General features: G+C 52.9%; 23 protein-coding genes. 12 read left to right on the top strand and 11 right to left on the bottom strand.

Features of this window, described 5'->3' with window-relative positions; genetic code table 11:
- Positions 1-70: 70 nt before the first annotated feature.
- The 5 genes from yoaA (at position 71) to rnd (ending at position 6481) form a co-directional block, all read left to right on the top strand.
- Entirely contained in the window at positions 71-1981 is a 1911-nt protein-coding gene (gene yoaA / locus AAIE03_RS06850) for a DNA repair helicase YoaA (RefSeq protein ID WP_498562897.1), read from the top strand.
- Between the two features lie 45 nt (positions 1982-2026).
- Positions 2027-2725: a tRNA (adenosine(37)-N6)-threonylcarbamoyltransferase complex dimerization subunit type 1 TsaB gene (gene tsaB / locus AAIE03_RS06855; protein WP_498562898.1), complete on the top strand. Its 699-nt coding sequence runs from the start codon at positions 2027-2029 to the stop codon at positions 2723-2725.
- 60 nt (positions 2726-2785) lie between these two features.
- Complete coding sequence (locus AAIE03_RS06860) at positions 2786-3379, top strand: Slp/YeaY family lipoprotein (RefSeq protein WP_013026011.1); 594 nt, start codon at positions 2786-2788, stop codon at positions 3377-3379.
- Between the two features lie 204 nt (positions 3380-3583).
- A complete protein-coding gene (fadD, locus tag AAIE03_RS06865; protein WP_143121504.1) occupies positions 3584-5260 on the top strand; it encodes a long-chain-fatty-acid--CoA ligase FadD in 1677 nt (558 codons plus the stop codon).
- Positions 5261-5359: 99 nt separating this feature from the next.
- The gene (gene rnd / locus AAIE03_RS06870; protein ID WP_013026009.1) at positions 5360-6481 is read left to right on the top strand and encodes a ribonuclease D; all 1122 of its coding nucleotides are present in this window, start codon (positions 5360-5362) and stop codon (positions 6479-6481) included.
- Between the two features lie 51 nt (positions 6482-6532).
- On the opposite strand, the gene minE is transcribed toward rnd, so the two are convergent.
- From minE to minC, 3 genes are read right to left on the bottom strand one after another with little or no spacing between them, the layout of a single operon-like run.
- Complete coding sequence (gene minE / locus AAIE03_RS06875) at positions 6533-6802, bottom strand: cell division topological specificity factor MinE (protein WP_010616394.1); 270 nt, start codon at positions 6800-6802, stop codon at positions 6533-6535.
- Positions 6803-6805: 3 nt separating this feature from the next.
- A complete protein-coding gene (minD, locus tag AAIE03_RS06880; RefSeq protein WP_014593844.1) occupies positions 6806-7618 on the bottom strand; it encodes a septum site-determining protein MinD in 813 nt (270 codons plus the stop codon).
- Between the two features lie 33 nt (positions 7619-7651).
- A complete protein-coding gene (minC, locus tag AAIE03_RS06885) occupies positions 7652-8350 on the bottom strand; it encodes a septum site-determining protein MinC (protein WP_013026006.1) in 699 nt (232 codons plus the stop codon).
- A 154-nt stretch (positions 8351-8504) separates the two neighbouring features.
- Here minC and AAIE03_RS06890 point away from each other — a divergent pair, with 154 nt between their 5' ends.
- The 3 genes from AAIE03_RS06890 (at position 8505) to ycgN (ending at position 10245) form a co-directional block, all read left to right on the top strand.
- Positions 8505-8780 (top strand): YcgL domain-containing protein, encoded by a 276-nt coding sequence (locus AAIE03_RS06890; RefSeq protein ID WP_013026005.1) that lies wholly within the window; start codon positions 8505-8507, stop codon positions 8778-8780.
- Between the two features lie 295 nt (positions 8781-9075).
- Positions 9076-9735 (top strand): fumarylacetoacetate hydrolase family protein, encoded by a 660-nt coding sequence (locus AAIE03_RS06895; RefSeq protein WP_483279482.1) that lies wholly within the window; start codon positions 9076-9078, stop codon positions 9733-9735.
- Between the two features lie 63 nt (positions 9736-9798).
- Positions 9799-10245: a cysteine cluster protein YcgN gene (gene ycgN / locus AAIE03_RS06900; RefSeq protein WP_013026002.1), complete on the top strand. Its 447-nt coding sequence runs from the start codon at positions 9799-9801 to the stop codon at positions 10243-10245.
- 41 nt (positions 10246-10286) lie between these two features.
- On the opposite strand, the gene dsbB is transcribed toward ycgN, so the two are convergent.
- Positions 10287-10817 carry a disulfide bond formation protein DsbB gene (gene dsbB, locus AAIE03_RS06905; RefSeq protein ID WP_024472129.1) on the bottom strand — a complete coding sequence of 177 codons (531 nt, stop codon included), beginning with the start codon at positions 10815-10817 and terminating at the stop codon, positions 10287-10289.
- A gap of 380 nt (positions 10818-11197) precedes the next feature.
- On the opposite strand from dsbB, the gene fadR reads away from it, so the two are divergent.
- Positions 11198-11917, top strand: a complete 720-nt coding sequence (gene fadR, locus AAIE03_RS06910) for a fatty acid metabolism transcriptional regulator FadR (protein ID WP_013026000.1) — start codon at positions 11198-11200, stop codon at positions 11915-11917.
- 39 nt (positions 11918-11956) lie between these two features.
- Here the strand turns inward: fadR and AAIE03_RS06915 are convergent, their stop codons facing one another.
- Positions 11957-13492 carry a SpoVR family protein gene (locus tag AAIE03_RS06915; protein ID WP_013025999.1) on the bottom strand — a complete coding sequence of 512 codons (1536 nt, stop codon included), beginning with the start codon at positions 13490-13492 and terminating at the stop codon, positions 11957-11959.
- A gap of 503 nt (positions 13493-13995) precedes the next feature.
- On the opposite strand from AAIE03_RS06915, the gene AAIE03_RS06920 reads away from it, so the two are divergent.
- On the top strand, positions 13996-15297 hold the full coding sequence (locus AAIE03_RS06920) for a D-amino acid dehydrogenase (protein ID WP_498562899.1): 1302 nt from the start codon (positions 13996-13998) through the stop codon (positions 15295-15297).
- A gap of 18 nt (positions 15298-15315) precedes the next feature.
- Positions 15316-16386 (top strand): catabolic alanine racemase DadX, encoded by a 1071-nt coding sequence (dadX, locus tag AAIE03_RS06925; RefSeq protein WP_014593840.1) that lies wholly within the window; start codon positions 15316-15318, stop codon positions 16384-16386.
- Here the strand turns inward: dadX and AAIE03_RS06930 are convergent.
- The 6 genes from AAIE03_RS06930 to yeaG form a co-directional block, all read right to left on the bottom strand.
- Positions 16379-17572, bottom strand: a complete 1194-nt coding sequence (locus tag AAIE03_RS06930; RefSeq protein WP_105076958.1) for a multidrug effflux MFS transporter — start codon at positions 17570-17572, stop codon at positions 16379-16381. The two genes, dadX and AAIE03_RS06930, sit on opposite strands and share 8 nt — an antisense overlap.
- Before the next feature lie 121 nt (positions 17573-17693).
- On the bottom strand, positions 17694-19160 hold the full coding sequence (gene wbaP, locus AAIE03_RS06935; RefSeq protein WP_014605710.1) for an undecaprenyl-phosphate galactose phosphotransferase WbaP: 1467 nt from the start codon (positions 19158-19160) through the stop codon (positions 17694-17696).
- Between the two features lie 376 nt (positions 19161-19536).
- Positions 19537-19770, bottom strand: coding sequence for a DUF1480 family protein (locus tag AAIE03_RS06940; RefSeq protein WP_013025994.1), 234 nt, complete (start codon positions 19768-19770; stop codon positions 19537-19539).
- 76 nt (positions 19771-19846) lie between these two features.
- A complete protein-coding gene (locus AAIE03_RS06945; RefSeq protein WP_072136827.1) occupies positions 19847-21574 on the bottom strand; it encodes a potassium/proton antiporter in 1728 nt (575 codons plus the stop codon).
- A 245-nt stretch (positions 21575-21819) separates the two neighbouring features.
- On the bottom strand, positions 21820-23094 hold the full coding sequence (locus tag AAIE03_RS06950; protein ID WP_013025992.1) for a YeaH/YhbH family protein: 1275 nt from the start codon (positions 23092-23094) through the stop codon (positions 21820-21822).
- 92 nt (positions 23095-23186) lie between these two features.
- Positions 23187-25121 carry a protein kinase YeaG gene (gene yeaG, locus AAIE03_RS06955; protein ID WP_014593835.1) on the bottom strand — a complete coding sequence of 645 codons (1935 nt, stop codon included), beginning with the start codon at positions 25119-25121 and terminating at the stop codon, positions 23187-23189.
- Between the two features lie 420 nt (positions 25122-25541).
- Between yeaG and AAIE03_RS06960 the strand changes: the two genes are divergently transcribed.
- Positions 25542-26300: a MipA/OmpV family protein gene (locus AAIE03_RS06960; RefSeq protein WP_498562900.1), complete on the top strand. Its 759-nt coding sequence runs from the start codon at positions 25542-25544 to the stop codon at positions 26298-26300.
- Positions 26301-26365 lie beyond the last annotated feature (65 nt).

Here is a 26365-nt window from a genome sequence, read left to right on the forward strand (position 1 = left end):
TCAGCAATTTCCTTAAGGCGGGAAAGACTGACATAATATACAGTGTTTTTTGCCGGAATTGAGAGGATACGTGGCAGACGATTTTGCATCAGATGGCGCGCTGGCAAAGCGTATTACGGGGTTCAAACCGCGTGAAGCACAGCGTGAAATGGCCCAGGCTGTCACCGAGGCCGTGCAGAGCAGCGGTGAGCTGGTTGTTGAAGCGGGCACGGGGACGGGCAAGACCTATGCCTACCTGGCACCGGCGTTACGCGCCAATAAAAAAGTGATTGTGTCCACGGGCTCAAAAGCCCTGCAGGATCAGCTTTATGCTCGCGATTTGCCCACCATCGCTAACGCGCTAAAATTTACCGGTAAAACGGCGCTGCTTAAAGGGCGATCTAACTACCTGTGCCTGGAGCGGATGGATCAGCAGTCTGCCACCGGCGGCGATCTGAGCGTTCAGTCGCTTACCGACCTGGTGACGCTGCGCGCCTGGGCCTCACACACCGTCGACGGCGATATCAGCGCCTGTGCAGACGTGACGGAAGACAGTCCGATATGGCCGCTGGTGACCAGTACCAACGACAACTGTCTGGGAAGCGATTGCCCGCAGTATAAAGCGTGTTTTGTCGTCAAAGCGCGCAAGAAGGCTATGGATGCCGATGTGATCGTCGTCAATCATCATCTTTTTCTTGCCGATCTGGTGGTGAAAGAGGGGGGCTTCGGTGAGCTGATCCCTGAAGCGGACGTCATGATTTTTGATGAAGCCCATCAGTTACCGGATATCGCCAGCCAGTATTTCGGTCAGCAGATCTCCAGCCGTCAGTTAGCCGATCTGGCGAAAGACATCATTATTGCCTATCGCACCGAAGTGCGTGACGTTCAGCAACTGCAAAAATCGGCCGACAGGCTGGCTCAGTGCGCTCAGGATTTTCGGCTGGCGCTGGGCGAACCTGGCTATCGCGGAAATCTGCGGGACTTGCTCAGTGATAACAACATCATGCGCATGTTCACGCTGCTCGATGATGCCCTGGAACTGTGCTATGACGTCATTAAACTCTCACTCGGGCGTTCTGCGCTGCTTGATGCGGCCTTTGAACGCGCAGCGCTTTACCGTACGCGACTGAAGCGAATACGATCCATCAGCGAACCGGGATTCAGTTACTGGTATGAATGCACATCGCGGCACTTTGTGCTGGCGCTAACGCCGTTATCCGTGGCCGAACGCTTCCGGGAAATGATGGATGACCGCAAAGCGGCATGGATTTTCACCTCAGCGACCCTGGCCGTCGATGAAAAGATGGACCATTTTGCCGATCGGTTAGGCGTGAGCAAGGCGAAGAGTTTGATTCTCAGTAGCCCGTTTGACTACTCACAGCAGGCATTACTGTGCGTTCCCCGCAATCTGCCGGAACCGAATCGTCCCGGTGGCGCACGTCAGCTGGCTAAAATGATGAAGCCCTTGATCGATGCAAACCAAGGCCGCTGCTTCTTCTTATGTACCTCACATCTGATGATGCGTGAGCTGGCGGCCGAGTTCCGCGCCTCCATGACGTTGCCGGTGTTGGTGCAGGGCGAAACCAGTAAAGGGCAACTGCTGAAACAGTTTATCGAAAAGGGCAATGCCCTGCTGGTGGCTACCAGCAGCTTCTGGGAAGGGGTGGACGTACGTGGCGATGCGCTGTCGCTGGTCATCATCGACAAGCTGCCGTTTACCTCACCGGAGGATCCGCTGTTAAAAGCCCGCATGGAAGACTGCCGTTTGCGGGGAGGCGATCCCTTCAGTGACGTGCAACTGCCCGACGCCGTGATTACGTTGAAACAGGGCGTTGGCCGTTTGATTCGCGATACCGACGATCGTGGCGTGCTGGTGATTTGCGACCAGCGTCTGGTATCCCGGCCTTATGGCGCGCTGTTTCTTAACAGCCTGCCGCCCACTCCACGCACGCGGGATATCGCGCAGGCTATTGCCTTTATTCGTCAGCAACCTGACGCGTAATTTTATGCTAAGATGCGCGCCGTTTTTGAATCCTCTGAGGTCGTTATGTCGGTCCGAATTTTAGCGCTGGATACAGCGACAGAAGCCTGTTCTGCAGCCCTGCTCAACGGGCAGCAGATTGATGCGCGCTTTGAGATCGCGCCGCGCGATCACACCCAACGAATTTTACCCTTAGTGGCAGAACTGCTGCAGTCTCAGCAGTTGGAACTAACACAACTTGATGCGCTGGCATTTGGCCGCGGTCCGGGCAGCTTCACCGGCGTGCGTATTGGTATCGGGATCGCTCAGGGGCTGGCACTGGGCGCGGCGTTGCCCATGGCGGGCATCTCTACGCTGGCCACGCTGGCGCAGGGCGCCTGGCGGCTGCACGGCGCCACGCGGGTATTAACCGCGATAGATGCCCGTATGGGCGAAGTCTACTGGGCCGAGTATCAGCGTGATGAGCAGGGTCACTGGCAGGGTGAAGCGAGCGAGAGCGTACTGTCGCCCGCCGCGGCCTTTACGCGGATGCAGGCGCTGGAGGGCGAATGGTTTACTGCCGGAACCGGCTGGCAGGCCTGGCCGAATCTCCAGCAGGGCCATGCTCTTCAGCTGGTTAACAGCCATGTGGAACTGCCTGCGGCAGAAGATATGTTGCCCTTGGCCGTCGCCGCTTTGCAGCAGGGCGCGACGGTATTGCCTGAGAACGCAGAACCCACCTATCTGAGAAACGAGGTGGCCTGGAAAAAACTGCCTGGACGCTGAAACGTGACGCAACTTATTGTTATCGGAGCACTCTAAACAGCAACTTTCAGGAGAATACCCATGTCAATTCGTCGTCACGGTGTTGCCGGTCTGCTACTGGCCTGCGCCCTGGTTTTAAGTGGTTGTGTTTCAGTGCCGGATAATATTAAGGGCAATTCCGCCATGCCCCAGCAGGACTTATTGCGGGTGATGAAAGATCCGGCCATCTATGTCGGTCAGGAATCGCGCTTTGGCGGCAAGGTGGTTAACGTGTTCAACCGTAACGGCAAAACCCGGCTGGAAATAGCGACGCAGCCGCTGGATGAGGGCGCGCGTCCCGTACTGGGCGCCAGCTCTGTGGGTCGCATCTATGCCGACATTCCCGGCTTCGTCGATCCGACGGATGTCAAAGATCAGTACGTTACGGTGCTCGGTACGATAAAGGGCACTGAGCAGGGCAAAATTGGCGAGGCCACCTATCAGTTTGTGGTCATCGACGTTCGTGGCTATCAGCGCTGGCATCTGACGCGCCAGATTGTTGCGCCTCCGCAGCCCATTGACCCGTGGATTTGGTATGGCCCGACGCGCCATCGTGGTGGCTACTGGGGACCTAACCCGTACTGGGGAATGTATAACAGCGGGCCCGCACAGGTTGAAACTATCCTGACACAGTAAGCATTACCTGTTTTATTCAGCCCGGTAGCGGTGCTCGCTGCCGGGCTTTTTATTTGTATTGTCTGCAAAGACGAAATTTAGTGATGGACTTCGCAACCTCAACATGACAAGAAGAGCAAACTGGTACAATCAGTTAAAATATTGTTAACAAATGCGATTATCGAGGCGGCGATGAGTACACAACAAGATTATCGGGGTGAATCCTTGAATAAGGTTTGGCTAAAACGCTACCCGGCAGACGTCCCTGCCGAAATTAATGCTGATCGTTACCGCTCTCTGGTTGATCTGTTTGAGCAGGCCGTTTCCCGTTACGCCGGGCAACCTGCTTTTTACAACATGGGTCAAAAGATGACCTATCGCCAACTGGACGAAAAAAGTCGGGCCTTTGCCGCCTATCTGCAACATGAGTTGAAACTGAAACAGGGCGACCGTGTTGCCCTGATGATGCCTAATCTGCTGCAATATCCGGTTGCGCTCTTTGGCGTTTTGCGGGCCGGAATGGTCGTGGTCAACGTCAACCCACTCTATACGCCGCGCGAATTAAAACACCAACTTAATGACAGCGGTGCCAGCGCGATCGTTATTGTCTCTAACTTTGCGCATACGTTAGAAAAAGTCGTCAGTGAGACCGCGATCAAACACGTTGTTCTGACCCGCATGGGCGACCAGCTTGCACCGGTCAAAGCCACCCTTGTGAACTTTGTGGTGAAGTATGTGAAGCGACTGGTACCAAAGTACCATTTGCCGGGTGCGATAGCGTTTCGCCACGTACTGGAAGCCGGAGAGAAAATGCCGTATCAGCGCCCGGATGTCAGTAATGAGGATCTGGCGTTTCTGCAATACACGGGCGGCACGACAGGCGTGGCGAAAGGTGCCATGCTGACGCACCGGAATATGCAGGCAAACCTTGAACAGACGAAAGCCACCTACGGCAAGCTGTTACGGGATGGCAAGGAGTGCGTTGTCACAGCGTTACCGCTTTACCATATCTTTGCGCTGACCGTTAACGGCTTGCTGTTTGTTGAGCTGGGTGGGCAGAATCTGCTGATCACCAATCCGCGTGATATTCCCGGTTTTGTTAAAGAGATCGCCAAATATCCGTTTACCGCCATTACCGGCGTGAATACGTTGTTCAACGCGCTGCTTAATGACGATGGCTTTACCAAACTCAATTTTTCTACCCTGCGCCTCTCTGCCGGGGGCGGGATGGCGGTACAAAAGGCCGTCGCTGAGCGCTGGGAAAAACTCACCGGCCACTATTTACTGGAAGGCTACGGTCTGACCGAGTGCTCTCCGCTGGTCTCCGTCAATCCTTATGACATTAGCTGCCACACGGGCAGTATTGGCTTACCGGTGCCCTCAACGGACGTGATCATTCTGGATGAAAACGGCAATGAAGTGCCAACCGGAGAGCCCGGCGAATTGTGTATCCGGGGTCCGCAGGTGATGCATGGCTACTGGCAGCATCCGGAGGCCACGGCAGAAGTCCTGAAAAATGGCTGGCTCCACAGCGGGGATATTGTTACCGTTGACCACGAAGGATTTATCCGTATCGTGGACCGCAAAAAGGATATGATTCTGGTGTCAGGTTTTAACGTCTATCCGAATGAAATTGAAGACGTTCTGATGCAGCATCCCAAAGTGCGCGAAGCGGCTGCGATTGGCGTGCCCAGCGAACTGTCGGGCGAGGCGGTGAAGGTCTGTGTGGTGAAGAAAGATCCCTCGCTGACCAAAGAAGAGTTGCTCGATCACTGTCGTCGTCAGCTCACCGGCTACAAAGTGCCGAAAATCGTTGAGTTCCGCGATGAACTACCCAAAACGAATGTAGGAAAAATTCTGCGTCGTGAACTGCGCGACGAGGTGAAAACCCACACGGGTTGATTCACCGTCAGGATTCAGGTTGAACGCCGGCTCTGTCCGGCGTTTTTATTGCTTTTAACATGGAGCACCGCACGTTGTCGGCTGCGGTGAAAACTGAACGTGAACTATTCCCTGATCGATAACGATGATCGCCTGGCCGAGGTGTGCAACAAAGCACGCCAGCATACGGCCGTCGCCCTGGATACGGAATTTGTCCGTACCCGTACCTACTATCCACAGCTGGGACTGATTCAGCTGTTTGATGGCGAACAGCTGGTGTTGATCGATCCGTTACCTGTCCGTGACTGGTCACCGTTTATCGAACTGTTAACGGATACCCGCGTCACGAAATTTTTGCACGCGGGCGGCGAAGATTTGGAAGTCTTCCTGCACCGTTTTGCTGTACTGCCACAGCCGATGATTGATACACAGATTCTGGCGGCCTTTAGCGGTCAACCGCTTTCCTGGGGATTTGCCTCCATGGTGGCGCACTTTACCCAGGTCGAATTAGATAAGAGTGAGGCGCGCACGGACTGGCTGGCGCGTCCGCTGACGGAACGGCAGTGCCAGTATGCCGCTGCCGATGTGCATTACCTGTTGCCGATTGCTCATCAACTCATGCAACAGGTTGAGCAGGCAGGGAACATGGCGGCGGCGCTGAGCGAATGTGAAAACCTGTGCCAGCGTCGGCTGGATAGCTTAGCGCCGGAAGATGCCTGGCGCGATATCACCAATGCCTGGCAGCTGCGTCCGCGCCAGCTGGCGGCGCTGCAACGTCTGGCGGCCTGGCGGCTCAAGGTTGCCCGAGAAAAAGACATGGCAGTGAATTTTGTGGTGCGGGAAGAGAACCTGTGGAAAGTCGCCCGTTTCATGCCGGGCTCGCAGGGTGAGTTAGATCACCTGGGCTTGTCTGGCCATGAGATTCGTTTTCACGGCAGGGCGATGCTGGCGCAGGTCGCAGACGCAGCCGGACTGGCTGAAAGCGAGCTGCCGCCGCCGTTAAGCAATCTGGTCGATCATGTGAACTATAAGCGGGCGTTTAAAGCGATCAAAGCACTGGTGCAGCAGGTAAGTGAGCAGAGCGGGTTTAGTCAGGAACTGCTGGCATCGCGCCGACAGATCAATCAGGTACTGAGTCAGCACTGGGGGCTGAAGCCACAAAACCGCGAACCTGAACTGTTAACAGGCTGGCGAGGCGATGTGCTGAAACCCGGCATTATGACCATCCTTGCCGAGATGTAAGAAATTTCCCCTGCCAGTACAGCGCAGGGGAAAATCAGGAAACGGTCGACGTCATTTAGGCACGTCTTCCGTTTCAGGTAGCGTGACGTTCAGTTCCAGAATGGAGATATCATCCCCTTTCTGGTCGAGTTGAACCGTCACCATGTCCGGATCAATCTTCACGTACTTGCAAATCACTTCGAGAATGTCACGCTTAAGTTGCGGAAGATAGTGGGGCTCACTGTCGCCCCTTCTCCGTTCTGCCACAATAATCTGTAGCCTTTCCTTGGCTATGTTGGCAGTGTTCTTCTTCCGGGATAAAAAGAAATCAAGTAATGCCATGGTTTATCCCCCGAACAGGCGTTTCAGGAAACCCTTCTTCTCTTCTTCAATAAAGCGGAAGGGGCGACTTTCACCGAGTAACCGGTCAACGGTATCGGCATAGGCTTTACCAGCATCAGACTCACCATCGAGAATTACCGGCTCACCCTGGTTAGAGGCACGAAGAACCGACTGGTCTTCCGGGATGACGCCGACCAGAGGAATACGCAGGATTTCCAGAACATCTTCCATGCTCAGCATATCGCCACGATTCACGCGGCCAGGATTGTAACGGGTCAGCAGCAGATGCTCTTTAACCGGTTCCTGGCTGGTTTCCGCACGGCGGGATTTGGAAGAAATAATACCGAGAATACGGTCAGAGTCGCGTACAGAGGAAACTTCCGGGTTCGTGGTGATGATGGCTTCGTCGGCAAAATAGAGCGCCATTAACGCACCGGTTTCGATGCCGGCCGGCGAGTCACAAACGATGAAGTCAAACGCCATCTCTGCCAGATCGTTCAGCACCTTCTCAACACCTTCGCGGGTAAGGGCGTCTTTGTCGCGGGTCTGCGAGGCAGGCAGAATATAAAGTTGTTCTGTGCGCTTATCACGAATCAATGCCTGGTTCAGCGTGGCATCACCCTGAATGACATTAACAAAATCATAAACCACACGGCGTTCGCAGCCCATGATTAAATCAAGGTTACGCAGGCCGATATCAAAGTCGATGACAACCGTTTTTTTGCCTTTCTGCGCTAAACCGGTGGCGATGGCCGCGCTTGACGTGGTCTTACCAACGCCCCCTTTACCGGATGTAACTACAATAATGCGTGCCATAAATGTTGATTTCCTTAACGAAAGAAAAGGGGCCTAATTAAGTGTCTGGATAGTCAGCGCGCCGTCCTGAAGGCAGAGGCGTGCCGCTTTAGCAAAAAACGCTTCGGGGATTTGATCCATGATCCAGTACTCCCCGGCGATAGAAACCAACTCTGCTGCCAGGTTGGTGCAAAAAATCTGGCAATCTCTGTCACCGCTGGCACCCGCCAGCGCGCGGCCGCGCATCATGCCATAGATATGAATATTGCCATCGGCAACCAGTTCCGCGCCGGCGCTGACGCTGCTGGTGACAATCAAATCCGCATTGCGGGCATAGATTTGCTGACCAGAACGCACCGGCGTGTTAACGATGCGTGTTTTCGCCACCAGCGCTTCCGTCGCAACGGGTTTTGACTCCGGCTCCGGCGCTTCGCGCTTGTGGCTCTCTTTACCTTCGGCCAGCACCGGAAGACCGACGCGGGCGATCATTTTTTTCAGCGCCTCGTCTTTGCATCCACTGACGCCGACGATACGGAGCCCCGTTGCGCTGACGGCCTGCTGCATCTGTTTCCAGTTTACGGCCGCATCAAGGGCCGCAACATTCAGCACCACGGGTGCGTTTTTCAGGAAATCTGGAGCCTGGTCAATTTTGTCCTGTAGCGCTTTGCGGATCACCTCTGGCTCATGGTGATGCAAATGAACAACGGACAAGGTAAAACTGCTTCCCTTAAATTCGATTGGCGATTGCGGCATCTGTCCCGACTCAGTCCTGTTTTACTACCCTGTGCTAAGCGATCATAAAAGCATCGTTAAAGCGCGATCGGCGAATATTCGAAGTACTGCAAGCATGTTATAGTTACCGCTATATTCAAACAAGCCTCACGGCTGGTTAATTCGAGTAAAAAATATGTTTTGTGTGATCTACAGAAGTCCCGTCCGCGACCAGACTTATCTCTACGTTGAAAAAAAAGACGATTTTTCGCGCGTTCCTGAGGCCCTGCTAAAAGGCTTTGGTAAGCCTCAGTTAGCGATGGTGGTGAACCTGGCCCAGCGCGACAAACTGGCCAATGCGGACATCAATAAAGTGAAGCAGGGGTTAAGCGAGCAGGGATATTATTTGCAAATTCCACCACCCATCGAAAGTTTGTTAAAAACGCATCTCGAACTGGATAGAAAAGATTAACTCGGATTGTTCCTTTAATATAAATTTTGCAGGGCCGTCATCAGCAAATTTATATTCCCGTGAGGCTGAATAATAATTGCACAGTCGCGCCGCTGCGGCGCGCTGTTTGCAACCTGACCGGTCAGATGAAGGCGGCGACGCACAAATAGCCTGGCTGACTTATTGACAATTCTCGCGCATCTGTCAGGTTTATGCATCTCAGTGATAGCTGGCAGGCTGGCTTTAGGTGTTGTCTGTCAGTAACGTCAATCCGCCGACATGACTGGCATTTCGGCACTCTAAGCAGGGGATTAGCATGTATCAGCATCGTAACTGGCAAGGCGCTTTGTTAGATTATCCCGTGAGCAAAGTGGTTTGCGTGGGCAGCAACTATGCGAAACACATCAAAGAAATGGGCAGTGCGACACCGACCGAGCCGGTTATTTTTATTAAGCCGCAAACGGCCTTGTGCGATCTGCGCCAGCCTTTATCTGTTCCCGATGAGTTTGGTGAAGTGCACCACGAAGTTGAGCTGGCCGTACTGATAGGCACCACCCTGAAGCAGGCTTCAGAAGCGCACGTGGCGCAAGCGATCGCCGGTTACGGTGTGGCGCTGGATTTAACCCTGCGTGACCTGCAGGCAGGCTTAAAAAAAGCCGGGCAGCCGTGGGAAAAAGCGAAAGCCTTTGATAACGCCTGTCCGGTGTCGGGATTTATTCCGGTCGCTGAGTTCTCAGGCGACCCGCAGAATACCGAGCTGAAGCTGGTGGTCAACGGTGAGGTTCGCCAGCAGGGCAACACCGCCGATATGATCCACAAAATTCTGCCACTGATTGCACATATGAGTCAGTATTTTACCCTGCATGCGGGTGATGTCATCCTGACCGGCACGCCTGAAGGCGTGGGGCCGATGCGCTCGGGCGATACGCTTGAGGTTTCTGTTGCGGGCCACGGCATCAGCACGCGCGTACTCTAAAACTTGCATCATCGCGTCAATATCTTTATAAGGTGCGGTTTAGGCTAAATCTGGACAATCATCATGACTGAAACCCCTTTCTGGCAACATAAGCGCCTGGCACAAATGAGCGATGAGGAATGGGAATCCTTGTGTGATGGTTGTGGCCAGTGCTGCCTGAACAAATTACAGGACGCCGATACGGATGAAATCTATTTCACCAACGTCGCCTGTAATCAGCTCAATATAAAGACCTGTCAGTGTCGCAATTACGAACGTCGGTTTGAATTTGAAGAAGACTGTATCAAGCTGACGCGCGAAAACCTGACCACCTTCAACTGGCTGCCCCGTACCTGCGCCTACCGGCTGCTGGGCGAGGGGAAGCCGCTCCCGGCCTGGCATCCGCTGCGCGCGGGCTCCAAAACCGAGATGCATGCTCAACGTATTTCGGTGCGTTATATTGCGGTGCGGGAAAGCGAAGTGCGTGACTGGGAAGATCACATTATTGATCGGCCGGATCGTAACGGCTGATGCACATACATTAAAGGCTGCCAGTGGCAGCCTTTTTAACGTTAGCGGCCAAATAGATCCCGGCGCTTAGGTTTTAACGGCTGCGCGATCAGAACCAAAATGCCGACCAACAGATAGGCAGCGAAAACACCGATCATCCACTGTGGCATGCTGAGCGACAGGAATTCCCACCCACGATCTGAGCAGTCTCCGCTGGCGACGAACACCGACGGTAGCCATTTATCCAGCGGCAGCCACGTTGGAAAACGGGCCGCGAAATCACAGGTCACAAAAGGATTGGGATGCAGCAGGATCATCGTGTGTTCGTAAGACAGCCGCAGGCCTTCCCAGGCGCTGTAGATCCAGACCAGAATGGCCACCAGCCGCAACGGTGAACGTGGTAGAAGAAACCCGATAAGCCCTGCAGCCACTACGCCAAACAGCGCACAGCGCACATAAATACACATCACACAGGGTTTGAAGCCCAAACCATACTGGAACCACAACGCCGTAAGCTCCAAGGCCAGTGCAGAGAGGGCCAGTAATAACCAGGCCCCGCGACCACGCGAACATTGGTTTAAATATCGCAACATATTGCATTCCCTGTAAACGTTAATGCCCCGCAGTGTAAACCAAAAGTCGCTGCGCGCCATCCTGCGTTGGGTAAAAATTATGTACAAACATGACCTGGCACTGATCCAGATTAATGACTTAACAAAAATTCTGATAACCGCGTGATATTGATGTTCTTTTGCGCGTTAAATCCCGCAAGCAAGGGAACCGCGTGGTAGCAATGCGCCCGCCCAAAACGCTGAGGTAAGGCTGGCGTAAATACGGCCGTAATGATCGCGGTAATCTGTCTTAATTTTGTGCTAAACCGCGCTTTTAATGGTTGTGCAGTCTGTATCCGCTATAGGGCGTCTGGTATGATGAGTCCCCATTACGATCCAGAAAGCAATGAGAACACACAGTTATGGTTATTAAGGCGCAGAGTCCAGCCGGATTTGCTGAAGAGTATATAATTGAAAGCATCTGGAACAGCCGTTTTCCGCCTGGATCCATTCTTCCTGCTGAACGTGAGCTTTCTGAACTGATTGGTGTAACACGTACAACATTGCGCGAAGTGCTGCAGCGTCTGGCGCGTGACGGCTGGCTGACGATTCAGCACGGCAAACCTACTCGCGTGAATAATTTTTGGGAAACCTCGGGTCTCAATATTCTTGAAACCCTGGCGCGTCTCGATCATGACAGCGTACCCGCCCTGATCGATAACCTGTTATCTGTCCGAACCAATATTTCTTCGATCTTTATCAGTCGCGCCTTACGCCATTATCCAGAGAAGGCACGCGAGGTGCTGGAAGCCGTAAACAGTGCTGAAGACCAGGTAGACAGCTATACCGAACTGGATTACCGGGTGTTTCGCGGGCTGGCGTTCGCATCAGGCAACCCAATTTATGGCCTGATCCTGAATGGGCTTAAAGGGCTTTACACCCGCGTTGGACGCCACTACTTTTCCAACCCGGAAGCGCGTAAGGTGGCACGCGATTTTTATCAAACGCTGCTCAACCTGTGTGACAAAGAGCCTACCCAGGACGAAATCGTTGAATGTGTCCGTCGCTATGGTCGTCAGAGTGGCGATATCTGGCATTCGATGCAAAAAACGTTGCCGGACGATTTAGGCAGCAAACGTTAATAAAAAACCGGACATGGCGTCCGGTTTTTTTTATTCCGCTTAAAGCGGGGCGTTACGCGGTGGATTACGGTCCAGTAGCTCAACGCTCCCGTCTTCGTTTTGCTGTTCCAGAATAACGTCAAATCCCCATAGTCGTTGCACGTGTTTAAGCACTTCCCGGCGGCTTTTGTCCAGCGGCGCACGGCTCTGCGGGACATAGCGCAGCGTCAGGGAACGATCGCCACGCAGGTCAACGTTGTAAACCTGAATGTTGGGCTCCAGGTTACTCAGGTTGTACTGAGCGGAGAGCTGCTGACGAATCGCACGGTAGCCCGCCTCATCGTGGATAGCAGCGATCTCCAGAAAGTTATTACGATCGTCATCCAGTACGGTAAACAGGCGGAAATCGCGCATAACCTTTGGCGACAGGAACTGACTGATAAAACTTTCATCCTTGAATTCCCGCATCGCGAAATGCAGGGTTTTTAGCCAGTCAGAACCGGCAATATCCGGGAACCAGTAACGATCTTCTTCGGTTGGCGACTGGCAAATGCGCTTGATGTCCTGGAACATCGCAAAACCTAATGCATAGGGGTTAATCCCGCTATACCACTGGCTGTTATACGGTGGCTGATAGATGACGTTGGTATGGCTGTGGAGAAACTCCATCATGAAGCGCTCGGACACTTTGCCTTCATCGTAAAGGTGGTTCAGGATGGTATAGTGCCAGAAGGTGGCCCAGCCTTCATTCATGACCTGGGTTTGTTTCTGGGGATAGAAATACTGGCTCACCTTACGCACTATGCGCAGAATCTCCCGCTGCCAGGATTCGAGCAGGGGCGCGTTCTTTTCCATAAAGTAGAGCAGGTTTTCCTGCGGCTCTGAAGGGTAACGCGCGGCCTCAACCAGCGTGGCTTCTTTCTCTTTGCGCGGCAGCGTACGCCAGAGCGTGTTCACCTGACTCTGCAGATACTCTTCACGGCTTTTTTGCCGCGCTTTCTCTTCCTGCAACGAAATTTTCTGGGGACGCTTGTAGCGATCAACACCGTAGTTCATCAACGCGTGGCAGGAATCAAGCAGGCGTTCCACTTCTTCAACCCCGTAACGCTCCTCGCAGTCAGAAATATAATTCTTTGCAAACAACAGATAATCCACGATGGAGCTGGCATCGGTCCAGCTACGAAACAGGTAGTTATTCTTGAAGAAGGAGTTGTGCCCGTAGCAGGCGTGCGCCATCACCAGCGCCTGCATGGTCATCGTGTTCTCTTCCATCAGATAAGCGATGCAGGGATTGGAATTGATCACGATTTCGTAAGCCAGGCCCTGCTGGCCGTGCTTGTAGCGCTGCTCGGTCTCAATAAATTTTTTGCCAAAAGACCAGTGCGAGTAGTTGATGGGCATTCCTACGCTTGAGTAGGCGTCCATCATTTGCTCTGAGGTGATCACTTCGATTTGGTGCGGGTAGGTATCCAGACCGTAGTGTTTGGCTACGCGGTCGATTTCAGCGAGATAGACATCAAGCAGGTCGAAGGTCCAGTCGGGTCCATCGCTGATGCGTTTGCTGTCCATGAGTGAATCGTCAAAGATTGTTGTCATAGCGCACCTCTGTTTTGGCGAACGGGCTCACGCGGTGGGGTTGCCCGTTGCGATTTATTTAAGGCTCTTCCTGAGAAAGGGAACCCAAAAAAACTGAGTGAACATATCAATGATAGTTCACTGTCGCTTATCCGAACCGGGAACTCAAACGAATTCTTTGGCAGAAAAATCATTTCAGGTTTAAGGGGTTGGGATTAAATAGCTCTACCGACTACATTGCAGGTATTTATTAGCATAATATACTGGAATTGAGCTAAAAGGCGCGCTTTGAATGATTCTCCTGAAAGTGGTGGAATTAACTATAGACAATGTCATTTATGCCTGCTTTTTTCACTATTGGCGCATAACTCTCTGAATTTAAGTGGGTGAAATGATTTTAGTTACCTGCGGATGAAAAAAGAGGTGAAATAGTTGAATTGTTTAGAGGATGTTTCCACTTTGTGATCACACTGAATGTAAACCATTGCACAGTGGATTATGCTTTTTAATTTCGCGGGGGACTTATGCACGTAGTGATTCTTGGGAGTGGCGTAGTAGGGGTAACGAGCGCATGGTATCTGGCGCGTGCCGGACACCAGGTCACCGTGATCGATCGTCAGCCTCAGCCTGCGATGGAAACCAGTGCCGCTAACGCCGGGCAAATCTCCCCCGGTTATGCTGCACCCTGGGCGGCGCCGGGCGTGCCGCTTAAAGCGATGAAGTGGATGTTTCAGCGCCATGCGCCGCTGGCTATCCGGCTGGACGGCAGTCGCTTCCAGCTCGAATGGATGTGGAACATGCTGCGCAATTGCGATATGCGTCACTACCAGCAAAACAAAAGCCGTATGGTCCGCCTGGCCGAATACAGCCGTGACTGTCTTAAAGCGTTGCGTGCGGAAACCGGCATCGCCTATGAAGGTCGTCAGGGCGGCACGCTGCAGCTGTTTCGAACCCAGCAGCAGTTCGAGAGCGCCAGCAAAGATATTGCGGTGCTACGTGAGGCCGGTGTGCCCTATGAATTGCTGGAGGCGCACCAGCTGGCCAGCGTGGAACCGGCTCTGGCAGCAACACAGCATAAACTCACTGGCGGCTTGCGCCTGCCTAACGATGAAACCGGCGATTGCCAGCTTTTTACGCAGCGTCTGGCCAAAATGGCTGAAGAGGCTGGCGTTGTCTTCCGGTTTAATACGCCGATCGATCAGCTCCTGCGTGATGGTAATCGTATTTATGGGGTGAAGTGCGGTGAGGAAGTGATCAAAGGTGACAGCTATGTGGTCGCGCTGGGATCCTACTCAACCTCGTTGATGAAAAACATCGTCGATATTCCTGTTTACCCGCTCAAAGGCTATTCCCTGACCATACCGGTGACCAATCCCGATGCCGCCCCGGTTTCAACGATCCTCGATGAAACCTATAAAGTGGCGGTGACACGCTTCGATAACCGTATTCGCGTCGGCGGTATGGCGGAGATTGTGGGTTTTAACACCAAACTGCTTGAGGCGCGTCGCGAAACGCTGGAGATGGTGGTCACAGATCTTTATCCTGAGGGAGGAGATGTCAGTCAGGCCAGCTTCTGGACCGGTCTGCGTCCCATGACGCCAGACGGGACGCCGGTAGTCGGTGCCACGCCGCTTTCGAATCTTTTCCTGAATACCGGCCACGGCACGTTGGGATGGACAATGGCGTGCGGCTCCGGTCAGTTACTGGCTGACGTCATATCCGGTACCTCATCCGCGATAGCCGCGGACGATCTTACCGTCTTTCGTTATTTACCCGGTTTTGCGGCGACCCGATCGCCGCTTCATAACGTTAACGCAGTACGTTAAGCCTTCAGGGAGAGGAATATGTCACGTCCAATTGTCGCGACCATCGATCAACAGGCGTTGCGACATAATCTGGCGATTGTGCGCCGGGCGGCCCCGACGTCACGCGTCTGGTCAGTGGTAAAAGCCAACGCTTACGGTCACGGCATCGCCCGCGTATGGGAAAGCCTGTCCGCCACGGATGGTTTCGCGCTACTCAACATGGAAGAGGCCATTTTGCTGCGCGAGCAGGGTTGGAAGAAGCCGATATTGCTGCTTGAAGGCTTTTTTCACCCTGACGATCTGGCATTGATTGATCGCTACCGGCTGACGACCAGCGTGCACAGCAACTGGCAAATTCACGCCCTGGCAAACGCCACGCTCTCTGCGCCCGTTGATCTCTATCTCAAGATCAACAGCGGCATGAACCGGCTGGGGTTTCGTCCTGAACAGGTCAACGGAATCTGGCATAAGCTGCGTGCGCTCGAAAATGTCGGAGACATTACCCTGATGGCGCACTTTGCCGATGCGGAAAATCCAGACGGCATCGTCGAGCCGCTTAAACGCATCGCACAGGCTACGGAAGGGCTGGACAGTCCGGTGTCATTATCCAATTCGGCCTGCACGTTGTGGCATCCTGAAGCGCATTACGACTGGGTACGTCCGGGCATCATCTTGTATGGCGCTTCGCCAAGCGGGAACTGGCAGGATATCGCCAGCAGCGGGCTAAAACCGGTCATGACGCTGAGCAGCGAGATTATCGGCGTACAGCAGCTGCAGGCCGGTGATGGCGTCGGCTATGGCTATCGCTATCATGCAACCCAGCCGCAGCGTATCGGCGTGGTTGCCTGCGGTTATGCGGACGGCTATCCACGTCATGCGCCGACAGGAACACCTGTTGCCGTTGACGGGATAATGACGCAGGTTGTCGGCGCGGTTTCGATGGATATGATAACGGTGGATCTCACTCCGTGCCCGCAGGCTGGCATTGGCTCGTCCGTGGAGTTATGGGGGGAAAATGTCAAAATCGATCAGGTGGCGAAAGCAGCCGGAACGGTGGGCTATGAGCTGATGTGCGCGCTGGCCCCACGCGTTCCGGTTAAAATCAGTTAACGGCGGTAATCCGGCTTTGCATTTTCTTACTGCAGCGCCAGGCCAGGAAGGCCAGCGCTGCGCCCAGCAGCATCATCAGCGTTAATGACAGTTTCTCCGCTACCGGCAGAGCCACCACGATCAGGCTGCCTGCTGCGCCTCCCGCCATCTGGATAAATCCCTGCAGCGCCGAGGCCACGCCTGCCTGCTGCTGATAGGGTTCCAGCGCATAGCTGGTGGCTGGCCCAACGGTGAAAGCCAGCCCGGCTACGGCGACCGCCACCGGGAACATATACAGCGCCCAATGGAACTGCAGGCTGTCAGGCAACAAGGTCATTCCCGCCACGAGCAGAACGGCACCCGTCAACATGGTGATAAAACCGATGGCAAGGCAAAACGGTCGGCCCGCTTTGCGAATCGCTTTATTCACCACCACGCTGACCAGCATGATCCAAAAACCATTTGCACCAAAGGCAAACGAGAAGGCCAGAGGCGAAAGTCCCCCTTCGGTCATTAATACCTGCGGGGCCAGCGAGACATAGGTCAGCACCATCCCCAGCGCGCCGGCATTGGCAAAGGCAAACGCCAAAAAGCGCGGCTGGCGAAGAATCGCGGCGTACTGGTTTACCGGAAGGCCCTTCACGCGCAGCGTATCCGCCGGACGCGTTTCAGGCAGCCAGATGATGACCATTAGCATCACGACTGCCGCATAGGCACACAGGAACCAGAACGGCGCGCGCCAGTCGAAGGCGCTGGCCAGAATGCCACCCAGCAACGGCGCCAGAGCAGGCACAATATTCAGTGCCCCGTTCAGGAAGCCGTAAGCCCGGGCGGCGTCATCACCACTGAGTCGGTCACGCACGCCGCTAAAAGCCACCACCGCGCTGCAGCAGACCGCGCAGCCCTGAACCAGTCGGGCAATTAAAAATAGCGGGAAAGTGGTCGCCGTCGCGGCAATGACGCTGCCGGCGATGTACAGTGCCAGGCCCAGTAAGGCGATGGGCTTACGGCCATAGTTGTCCACCAGCGGGCCACTGACCAACTGTCCCAGCCCCATAATCAGTAAGAAAAGCGGGATCGTGGTTTGTACCAGGGCGACGGGCGTCGATAAGCCTTCAGCAATCTGCGGCAGCGTGGGTAAATAGAGATCAATGCCTAAAGGTGCCAGCAGCACCAGGCTCAAAAGCAATAAGGTATATTTTTGCATAGCAACCAGAGGGTAAACGTTCGATAAAGCGAGGAAAGAGGGTAATGATTAACAGCGAAAAAGGAAAGCAAATTACCGGGAGAAATGGCGATGCCTGCTGAAACAGGCATCGCATGCTAAATCAGTAGGCGCCGTCGCGGCGGAAAACCACACCGGCCGTTTTAAACAGGATGGCGATGTCTGTCCATAACGCCCAGTTTTTAACATACCAGGAGTCGAAATAGACGCGGGTGTCGTAATCGATATCGTTACGTCCGCTGACCTGCCATAGCCCAGTCATACCCGGTTTCGCCATCAGGTAGTAATCCACATCGCCGGCGTAGCGCTCAAGCTCAGCCTCAATTACCGGACGCGGCCCCACCAGGCTCATCTCCCCGCGGATCACGTTCCACAGCTGCGGCAGCTCATCCAGGCTGGTTTTACGCAGGAAGCCGCCGATGCGGGTAATACGCGGATCCTTCTTGAGCTTAAAGTCTTTGTCCCATTCCCGACGCGCTTCTTCACTGGTTGCCAGCAAGCTTTCCAGCACCTCTTTGGAATTGGTCACCATTGAGCGGAACTTCAGACACTTGAACTTTCTGCCATCCTGCCCGATACGTTCGTGACCATAGATGGCATTGCCCCCATCACGCTTGACCATATAGCAGAGCAGGGCAAAGACCGGCGCCAGGAACAGCAGCAGTAACGACGCCACAACAATATCGAAACTGCGCTTCAGGAAACGTGACGAATGCTTTGCCAGGTTATTACTGACGCGCAAAATCATCACTTCATGGCTAAAGATAAACGACATGTCGGTGCCGTAAAGCGGGACGCCACGCAGGGTTGGGATCACCGACACTGACCGGCAGTTCATTTTTGACAGAAACTTCAACCAGCGATCGCGCTCCGGCTGCTGCTCGTACTCCATCGCGACAATAAACTGCACGTTGTCTCGATCGATGGTGCTCCAGTTAATATCGTTGGCAGAAATGACCGGTACGCCATTCACGCTCTGCTGCAGCGGCGCATCTTCTACGGAAATAAATGCCTGAACGTTATATCCCAGGATTTCTTCACTTTGTAAGGCTGCATAGGCTTCGGTAGCGTTACGGCCAGAGCCAATAATGATGGTTTCTTTTTGCCACTGACCGGCTTTATTAATGGCACTTTTAACGCCTGCACGCAGCAGCGGCAGCAGCAGCAGGGCATAGCTCCAGCTGAACACCCACACCATGCGGGAGAAGTCCCATTTAGAAAACGCGATTAATGCCAGATCGAGCAGGGAGAAAACAACCAGTGTTTTCACAATTTCTTTCAGTTCGAACCAAAAGGGTTTGCGGTAGGTGTAGTGACGCAGGCGCATCCAAAACCAGCCGGTACATAATACCGACATAATAAACTGCGCAATAAAACGGTTTTCAATTTGATGCGGCGGAATAAACGCATCCAAATCTCCCCAAATACCCTGCACGGTAGCGGCAGAGAGAAACAGCGCCAGGTTCAGCGCAATAAGGTCTGAAAAACTCAGTGCAAACTTTACCAGAATATTCTTACGAAGACCGCTCCATGAGCGACTCGCATTGTTTATTACCATTGTACTTGCCATAAAACCTGCTCTCTTAATTAAGTAAAAGATGGCCTGACCAGAATCAAGTACGCGTTCAGGGGTTAACGACTGAAAACCCGAAACCGGGATGTTTTCAGTTTGTTACAGTCATTAGAGCCATTGATGCTACAAATAAACCGTTACTAAGCGTGATTTGAGTCACGTAAAATTGCAGCACTGAAAGAGAGTATGCAGGAGATATTTGACGGAGTTAATACGGAAGAATTCTTAAAAAACCAGGTGAAAATTGCGCAGAATTGGCTTAAATGGCTGATTTGGAAAATAATATTTTAAAATTATAACCTATAAGCCGTGCGGCCAGGGCCACTTTTTAGGAATTACCGCCAAATCAACTGACTGGCGGTAATACTCAGGCTCAGGCCGGTTCTTTTAATACCCACCGGTCTTGCTGCTTATCGTAGTGAGCGATATGTAAAATGACCTCTTTATCGTCGATCCATGCCGGAACGCTGGTGTCGTGATCCCAGCCGTCGAGCTGATAGCTCAGTCCGGGGTTGGTGTGGCAGGGAATACTCACTGTCAGCGGTTTTTCGCTGCTGAATTCTGCATCGACAATTTCGTAGCGACCAATTTTAACCACGTGACCCATGGATAACTCCCGTTTTCACTGAATGTTATAAAAGCGTAGTGCAATTCAGCCCATTTAACGCGCCAGCGAAGTAAGATTATTCTTTGTCTTCACTTGGGCGCACACCAATTTTCACAATCTGATTATCTTCTTTTTCCGCCACGGTCCAGGTCAGTTGATTCCATTCAACCTGATCGCCCACGACGGGCGTGCCACCCAGCATGCCAAGCATCAGCTGCCCGAGCGATTGTTGAGCATTGGTCTGTTCGTCCAGTTCAAGGCCGTAGATTTGCGCCACGTCGTTCAGGCGCGCGTCGGCATCCAGAATAAAGTCACCAAAGAAACGCTGATCCAGCGCGACGGGCGGCGACTGACTGAACATTTTTCCTAGCGCAGGCAGGTCACGCTCACGTCCAATCACGCAGATAACGTCGTTTTCTTTTAATCGTGTCGCCCCGTTGGGATGCATCAGCACATTATCCCGAAACAGGGCAGCAATGCGGGTTTCACGCGGCATCTGTAAATCACGCAGCGCAGCGCCCACGCACCATTTGTCGGCACTGAGCTGATAAACAAACTGCTCCCAGGGATTTTCCGGGTGGATATCTAACCCAATTCGGCTGACAGGCGATGCCGTGGGCGGTACCACCACTTTGGCTTTTTTTGCCGCATAGCCCAGAGAGGTGCCCTGCAGCATCAGGGAGACCAGCACGACAAAGAAGGCGATGTTGAAATAGAGTGATGCGTTTTCAAGTCCGGCCATCATCGGGAATACCGCCAGGATGATCGGAACCGCGCCCCGCAGCCCGACCCAACTGATAAAAATCCGTTCACGGCCTGTAAAACCGCGGAAGGGCAACAGGCCGATAAACACGGAGAGGGGGCGCGCAACCAAAATCAACCACAGGGAGAGGATCATTGCCGGAACCGCAATATGCCAGAGATCGGAAGGTGTGACCAACAGGCCCAGCACGATAAACATCCCTATCTGACTGAGCCAGGCCATACCGTCAAAGGTTTGCAGAATGCCAAATCGGTTACGGATGGGGCTGTTACCCAGTAAAAAGCCGCACAGATACACGGCCAGAATGCCGCTGCCTTCCAGCACCGTTGTCAGGGCGAACACCAGAATCCCGCCGCTGAGTGCCAACAAGGGATACAGGCCGGGTGCCAGGTTGATGCGGTTTACGAGCTGCTGCAGGGCCCAGCCGCCGCCCAGTCCAAGTACGATGCCCAGGCCGAACTGTTGGATGAGATGCACGAGAAACATCCAGTCAAGACCGGTTTTGCCCTGCTCGATCATTTCAATCAGCGTGATAGTGAGAAACACAGCCATGGGATCGTTGCTGCCTGACTCAATTTCCAGCGTTGAGCTGACGCGTTCGTTCAGGCCTTTATCCCCAAGCAGTGAAAAAACGGCTGCCGCATCGGTAGAGCCAATAATGGCACCGATCAGAAAGCCCTGCATCATATCCAGCCTGAAGAGCCAGGCCGCGACCACGCCGGTCAGGCCAGCCGTAATCATTACGCCTACCGTTGCCAGTGACAGGGCCGGCCCCAGCGCCACCTTGAAGGAGCTGGCTTTGGTACGCATCCCACCGTCCAGCAGGATAATCGCCAGGGCAAGGTTAGAGATAAGGTAAGCGGCGGGATAGTTATCGAAGGCGATGCCGCCAATGCCATCCACGCCGGCCAGCATGCCCAGTGCCAGAAATATCACCAGAATAGGAATGCCAAGACGGGATGAAAAAGAGCTGAGTAAGATACTCGACGCAACCAGCACGGAGCCAATAATAAAAAGACTATAAACAATAGTGTGGTTCAAACGCGGTCTCCTGAGATTCGGCAGTCAATGTCAGCTAATGTGTAGAAACATCCATGCTATCTCTGCAAGATAATGTTTTATCAATGAGTTGTCATGGTCATTTTGCAATTTATATCAATTGCTAATGCCTTGGTTAATCCGGTTAAACGATATTAATAGAGGAGTTGGAGGAGTTGTTGCAGGAAAGGCCATGTTTTAACAGGTTATTACGCAAAAAAAAGCCGACAGAGCGTCGGCTTGATGTGTTAGGCTTCCATCGCCTGCTTGTGAAACAGTTCACGGAAGACCGGATAGATATCCTCCGGCTCGCGAATGTGCTGGATCGCAAAGTTATCAAATACAGACTGCAGATGTTCATATTCGCGCCACAGTGTCTGATGCGCGCGACGCGTGATTTCAATGTAGGTGTAGTAACGGACGACCGGTAAAATGTTCTTTGCCAGAATCTCATGGCACAGGGGGGAATCGTCGGCCCAGTTGTCACCATCGGAGGCCTGCGCGGCATAGATATTCCACTGTGCCGGATCGTAACGCTCTTTCACCACGTCATCCATGAGCTTAAGGGCACTCGACACGATAGTGCCGCCGGTTTCCTGTGAGTAGAAAAACTCCTGCTCATCAACTTCTTTCGCCTGAGTATGGTGGCGAATGTAGACCACCTCGACATTTTTATAGGTTCGACTCAGGAACAGATAGAGCAAAATATAAAAACGTTTTGCCATGTCCTTGGTGGCCTGGTCCATTGAACCCGAAACGTCCATCAGACAGAACATCACGGCCTGGCTTGACGGCTCAGGGCGTTTTTCAAAATTTTTATAGCGTAAATCAAACGTATCAATGAAGGGCACCCGATCGATACGTGCTCGCAGCTCGGCAATTTCTTTGCGTAAGCGCTCCTCTTCGAGCAACTGAGCCGGTTCAGATTTTTCAACCGTCGTCAGCGCATCCTCAAGCTCATGCAGCTGGCGGCGCTTACCTGCGGTCATCGCCGTACGGCGCGCCAGCGAGTTCTGTAGCGAGCGTACCACGCTGATGTTGGCCGGTACGCCATTAGACGTAAAACCGGCGCGGTGGGTTTTATACTCATTCAGCTGGCGATGCTGGTTTTTACGCAGGTTGGGCAGGGCCAGGTCTTCAAACAGCAGGTCCAGATATTCGTCTTTAGAAATCTGAAAAACAAACTCATCCTGACCTTCACCGTCCTGACCGGCGTTGCCCTGGCCTGAACCGCTGCCACCGCCGCCCTGCGGCCGCTCCACGCGGTCATTTTGCACAAAGTGATCGTTGCCGGGATGGACGCGATGGCGCTGCCCGCCGCGTCCCTGATGGAAAATCGGTTCGTTGATGTCATCAATCGGAATAGAAACGGATTCGCCACTGCTGACGTCGGTGACCGAGCGTTTGTTAATGGCCTCGGAGATCGACTGCTTAATCTGAGACTTGTAACGACGCAAGAAGCGCTGGCGGTTGACCGCACTCTTGTTTTTACCGTTTAGTCGGCGATCGATAAAATAGGCCATGATGTTCCCCCAAACTACATTGCAAGCAGGCCGGGTTGTCCCGACCTTAAGAGACCGGTGCTATCCCGCACCGGTTTGCTTACAGACTCTGATCAGGACGATTTACGCACGCGCAGATACCATTCACACAGCAGGCGAACCTGTTTGCGGGTATAGCCTTTTTCCATCATGCGATCGACAAAATCATCGTGTTTCTTCTGCTCATCCGTAGAGGTTTTCGTGTTAAACGAAATAACCGGCAACAGCTCCTCGGTATTCGAGAACATTTTTTTCTCAATCACCGTACGCAGTTTCTCATAACTGGTCCAGTTTGGATTGCGACCGTTATTGTGCGCACGCGCACGCAGCACAAAATTGACAATTTCATTACGGAAGTCTTTAGGATTACTAATCCCGGCAGGCTTCTCGATTTTCTCCAGTTCCGCATTGAGCGACTCACGGTCAAAAAGCTGTCCGGTGTCAGGGTCGCGATATTCCTGATCCTGGATCCAGAAGTCGGCATAGGTAACATAGCGATCGAAAATATTCTGACCATATTCGGAATAGGATTCCAGATAAGCCGTCTGAATCTCTTTGCCAATAAACTCAGCGTATTTCGGAATTAAATAACCTTTTAGGTGTTCAAGGTATTTTTCCGCCTGCTCCTGTGGGAACTGCTCGCGTTCAATTTGCTGCTCCAGCACATAAAACAGGTGAACAGGGTTGGCTGCCACTTCAGTGTGATCGAAGTTGAAGACGCGGGACAGAATCTTAAAGGCGAAACGCGTTGACAGCCCGTTCATCCCTTCGTCGACGCCGGCGTAATCATGATACTCCTGCCAGGACTTCGCCTTAGGATCGGTATCTTTCAGACTTTCACCGTCATACACACGCATTTTTGAGTAGATACTGGAGTTATCCGGGTCTTTAAGTCGCGAAAGGATGGAGAATCTCGCCAGCGTTTCCAGGGTGCCGGGTGCGCAAGGCGCGGTAGACAGCTCACTGTGGTTCAGCAGCTTCTCATAAATCTTAATCTCTTCGGACACGCGCAGGCAGTAAGGCACCTTAACAATATACACACGGTCAAGGAACGCCTCGTTGTTTTTGTTGTTGCGGAACGTTACCCACTCAGATTCGTTCGAGTGGGCCAGAATTATACCGTTAAACGGCAGGGCGGAAATGCCTTCTGTACCGTTGTAGTTACCTTCCTGGGTTGCGGTCAACAGAGGATGCAGCACTTTAATCGGTGCTTTAAACATCTCCACAAATTCCATGATGCCCTGGTTAGCCCGGCACAGCGCGCCCGAGTAGCCGTAAGCATCGGGATCGTTCTGCGCATGGTTTTCCAGTTTACGAATGTCCACCTTACCGACCAGCGCGGAGATATCCTGGTTGTTTTCGTCGCCCGGCTCTGTTTTAGCAATAGCTAACTGCTCCAGAATCGACGGCCACACTTTCACCACTTTAAAGCGGGTGATATCCCCGCCGAAATCATGGAGGCGTTTAGCCGCCCATGGCGACATAATGGTGCCAAGGTAGCGGCGCGGCACGCCGTACTCTTTCTCCAGAATATTGGCGTCTTCCTGAGGATTGAACAGGCACAGTGGATGATCGTTAACCGGGCTCCGTTCGCCATCGGCGCTCAACACATAGATAGGAACGCGTTGCATCAGGGATTTGAGACGTTCCGCCAGCGAGGATTTACCGCCCCCGACCGGACCCAGCAGATAGAGAATTTGTTTCTTCTCTTCAAGGCCTTGTGCCGCGTGTTTCAAATAAGAGACGATCTGTTCAATCGCTTCTTCCATACCGTAAAACTCTTCGAACGCCGGGTAACGGCCCATTACCCGGTTAGAAAAGATTCTGGAAAGACGTGGCTCCTGAGCGGTGTCCACCATCACGGGTTCACCGATTGCCATTAACAGTCGCTCTGCGGCGTTGGCGTATGCACTGCGATCCTGTTTACAGATTGTCAGAAATTCCTGCAGTGTGAACTCTTCGTCCTTGGCAGCTTCATAACGCTGACGATAATGATCGAATATATTCATAGCGATGCCCGTCCTTTCGTTTTTAGCACAGGTAAAGGAGCAATAATCAGTGCTCGTACAGCTCCCGGAAGATATTATCTGTTAGTACAGCAACCCTTATGCCAACCTGATCATTGTTATCGGGATGCACAACATTTATGACGACACTCTTGCAACAAAACCTCGGGTATTAAGTTTAACTGTAGAAGGCATTCAGAAAATTTCATCATAGATTTTTGATTAGTGAGCCACATATCAATAACAAAATCATTTTGTTGCGAAACCTTTTTGACAGGGTAATGGCGAATTTGTGATGCCTCCAACCCGGTTATGCCACATTCCGCCATAAATGCGGTAGATGATTTTCATATAAGGTTAATTCAGTCTGTAAAAAGCGTTAGACTGTATGAGTGATTGTTATATTTATGGAATGAATAAATTGTGAACCAATTCAAACTTAACACGCTTATCGCGCTTATCGCGCTTATCCCTTGTTATTTTCTGGGGCATTCAGTACAGGCCGCACCTTTATCGCTTGGCGCATCAGTGATTTATGCCCAGTCGCCTTACCGGGGTGGGCAGGACCGCTATTTGCCGGTGCCCATCATCAATTATGAAGGAGAAAACTTCTGGTTTAACACGCTGCAGGGCGGCTATTACCTGTGGAAAGACCCGCAGGATCAGCTGTCTCTGACCCTGCTCGGCTCGCCCCAGGAGTATGACCCCGGTGATAACGATCTGGGGGATATGAAAGGGCTGGATAAGCGCCGTATGACGCTGATGGGCGGGGCAACCTACCGACATACTGCAGACTGGGGGATTATCCGTACCTCACTGCTGGGCGACCTGCTCAACAACAGCAACGGGATCATCTGGGACCTCACCTATCTCTACCGCTTCAACTTCGGTGACTTTACCCTGACACCGGGCATCGGGGCGATGTGGAATAGCGCGAACCAAAACCGCTACTACTATGGTGTTTCCGGCAATGAGAGCGATCGCACCGGCATCAACCGCTACCATCCTGATGACAGCTGGTCGCCCTATGCTGAGGTGAACGCCAGCTACAGTATTACGCCGCAGTGGAATGCCAACCTGTCCGGCCGCTATACGCGTTTTGCCAGTGAAATCAAAGACAGCCCTATGGTCGATAAAAGTGGGCAGTTCACAATCTGGACCGGTGTCAGTTACAGCTTCTGATTTGCACCCTAAGAGGGCAGGTGTTGCCCTCTGATCGTTTGTCTGCTCTACAACAGTGCAGGAGA

Source organism: Pantoea sp. Ae19-2 (genome assembly GCF_059801205.1).

Excerpts from the sequence above, each read along its gene's own strand:
- dadX (WP_014593840.1), top strand. The coding sequence starts at position 15,316 with ATGTCACGTCCAATTGTCGCGACCATCGATCAACAGGCGTTGCGACAT.
- tsaB (WP_498562898.1), top strand. The coding sequence starts at position 2,027 with ATGTCGGTCCGAATTTTAGCGCTGGATACAGCGACAGAAGCCTGTTCT.
- ycgN (WP_013026002.1), top strand. The coding sequence starts at position 9,799 with ATGACTGAAACCCCTTTCTGGCAACATAAGCGCCTGGCACAAATGAGC.
- fadR (WP_013026000.1), top strand. The coding sequence starts at position 11,198 with ATGGTTATTAAGGCGCAGAGTCCAGCCGGATTTGCTGAAGAGTATATA.
- minC (WP_013026006.1), bottom strand. The coding sequence starts at position 8,350 with ATGCCGCAATCGCCAATCGAATTTAAGGGAAGCAGTTTTACCTTGTCC.
- AAIE03_RS06860 (WP_013026011.1), top strand. The coding sequence starts at position 2,786 with ATGTCAATTCGTCGTCACGGTGTTGCCGGTCTGCTACTGGCCTGCGCC.
- minD (WP_014593844.1), bottom strand. The coding sequence starts at position 7,618 with ATGGCACGCATTATTGTAGTTACATCCGGTAAAGGGGGCGTTGGTAAG.
- AAIE03_RS06950 (WP_013025992.1), bottom strand. The coding sequence starts at position 23,094 with ATGGCCTATTTTATCGATCGCCGACTAAACGGTAAAAACAAGAGTGCG.
- dsbB (WP_024472129.1), bottom strand. The coding sequence starts at position 10,817 with ATGTTGCGATATTTAAACCAATGTTCGCGTGGTCGCGGGGCCTGGTTA.
- yeaG (WP_014593835.1), bottom strand. The coding sequence starts at position 25,121 with ATGAATATATTCGATCATTATCGTCAGCGTTATGAAGCTGCCAAGGAC.
- AAIE03_RS06895 (WP_483279482.1), top strand. The coding sequence starts at position 9,076 with ATGTATCAGCATCGTAACTGGCAAGGCGCTTTGTTAGATTATCCCGTG.
- AAIE03_RS06940 (WP_013025994.1), bottom strand. The coding sequence starts at position 19,770 with ATGGGTCACGTGGTTAAAATTGGTCGCTACGAAATTGTCGATGCAGAA.
- AAIE03_RS06890 (WP_013026005.1), top strand. The coding sequence starts at position 8,505 with ATGTTTTGTGTGATCTACAGAAGTCCCGTCCGCGACCAGACTTATCTC.
- AAIE03_RS06915 (WP_013025999.1), bottom strand. The coding sequence starts at position 13,492 with ATGACAACAATCTTTGACGATTCACTCATGGACAGCAAACGCATCAGC.
- AAIE03_RS06920 (WP_498562899.1), top strand. The coding sequence starts at position 13,996 with ATGCACGTAGTGATTCTTGGGAGTGGCGTAGTAGGGGTAACGAGCGCA.
- wbaP (WP_014605710.1), bottom strand. The coding sequence starts at position 19,160 with ATGGCAAGTACAATGGTAATAAACAATGCGAGTCGCTCATGGAGCGGT.
- minE (WP_010616394.1), bottom strand. The coding sequence starts at position 6,802 with ATGGCATTACTTGATTTCTTTTTATCCCGGAAGAAGAACACTGCCAAC.
- AAIE03_RS06930 (WP_105076958.1), bottom strand. The coding sequence starts at position 17,572 with ATGCAAAAATATACCTTATTGCTTTTGAGCCTGGTGCTGCTGGCACCT.